This window comes from Kutzneria sp. 744 (assembly GCF_000568255.1).
Taxonomy (GTDB): domain Bacteria; phylum Actinomycetota; class Actinomycetes; order Mycobacteriales; family Pseudonocardiaceae; genus Kutzneria.
On the sequence record NZ_KK037166.1, the window covers coordinates 1,125,695 to 1,126,825 of the forward strand.

3 protein-coding genes are annotated in these 1,131 nt (G+C 66.2%); all 3 read right to left on the reverse strand.

Annotation, left to right across the window (positions count from 1 at the left end):
- Nucleotides 1-143: 143 nt before the first annotated feature.
- A complete protein-coding gene (locus KUTG_RS60760; protein WP_043715193.1) occupies nt 144-380 on the reverse strand; it encodes a hypothetical protein in 237 nt (78 codons plus the stop codon).
- Nucleotides 381-394: 14 nt separating this feature from the next.
- Nucleotides 395-670: a hypothetical protein gene (locus KUTG_RS04850; RefSeq protein ID WP_157494334.1), complete on the reverse strand. Its 276-nt coding sequence runs from the start codon at nt 668-670 to the stop codon at nt 395-397.
- Between the two features lie 127 nt (nt 671-797).
- Nucleotides 798-1,131 (reverse strand): protein-arginine deiminase family protein (locus tag KUTG_RS04855; RefSeq protein ID WP_043715198.1); only part of this gene is annotated, 334 nt, incomplete at its 5' end.

The following is a 1,131-nucleotide window of genomic DNA, read 5'->3' on the forward strand; positions in this document are numbered from 1 at the left end:
GCCCAGGCCGTCGTCGCCGCCTACGAGAGCGGCCTTGTCGTGCCCGGGAATTCCGGCCAGCGCTGACCAGCATCCGATGTCTTGTCGTGACAGAAGCTCTGCTTCCCCTTCTTGTCCTGGGTGGCTTCGTACTGGGTTGCGGCCTAGCGACCGACCAGACGGCCCTCGCTGACGCGGTGCGTCTCGTGCAGCCGCGCGACCCGCTCCGCGTCGGCGAGGAGCTCGTCCTCGACGTCGATCTCGTGCAGGATCTGGCCCTCCTGCGGCAGGATCCGCCCCACCGGCCGGGTTCCCTCGCTCTGTGTGGGGCCGGTCGGCTCGTGCACGGGGGCGATGCCGATCAGGCGGCCCTCGGTGTCGGTCAGTACGGCGATCTTCATCGGGTGGCCTCCGGTCACCGAAGCTGGCTGATGAGCAGGCGGTAGCCGCAGCCGTTGTTCGAGGTCAGCCGCGTCGTGTAGTGCTTGCCGCCGTTTCCGTCCTGGTAGAAGCCGTTACTGACGGTCGTCACGTCCCCGCCGGCCGTCACGATGGACGGCGGCATCGCGACCGCGAGTATCGCCGGCCCGAACGTGACGTCCGGCCAGCCGAAGTCCCAGGTGATGTCGCCACCCGGGTAGATGTACGCCCCGTTGATCCCGTTCGGATCGGGCATGAACCACTGATTCATGCCCATACCATCGGCCGCGCGACCCGTACATTATGGGCGTACGCGACAGACCGCCCGATCGGCCCAGGGGTCGCCCCTGGCCCCCGCACGTACGTGACTACCGGTCTGCTCGCGTCACTGAGGTCGGTTAGATCGGGACCTTGCGGAAGGTGTTGGTGCCGCAGTGCAGTTCCCCGTCGTCCATGTGCAGGTTGAGAAAGTCGTCGACGATCTGCGGGTGCAGGCCGATGCCGGTGAGGATCTTGTTCACCGCCTCCTGGAACACGTCCTTGCCGTCGATGATCGGGCCGTAGGACTTGGGTGTGAGGTAGACCCCGCTGTTGAGGGAGACGCCGTTGATCGCGTTGGGGATCTCGGCAATGGATGTTGTCACGGAGTCGAGCTGCTGCTGGAGCTTGTCGCGCTCGGGCCCGGGCGGGGTCTGCTCGACCTGCTGCTTGAGCATGTAGTACGAGATCAGG

What these genes read in the sequence shown, in the direction of transcription:
- KUTG_RS60760 (WP_043715193.1), bottom strand. Translation starts at nt 380, where the DNA reads ATGAAGATCGCCGTACTGACCGACACCGAGGGCCGCCTGATCGGCATC.
- KUTG_RS04850 (WP_157494334.1), bottom strand. Translation starts at nt 670, where the DNA reads ATGAATCAGTGGTTCATGCCCGATCCGAACGGGATCAACGGGGCGTAC.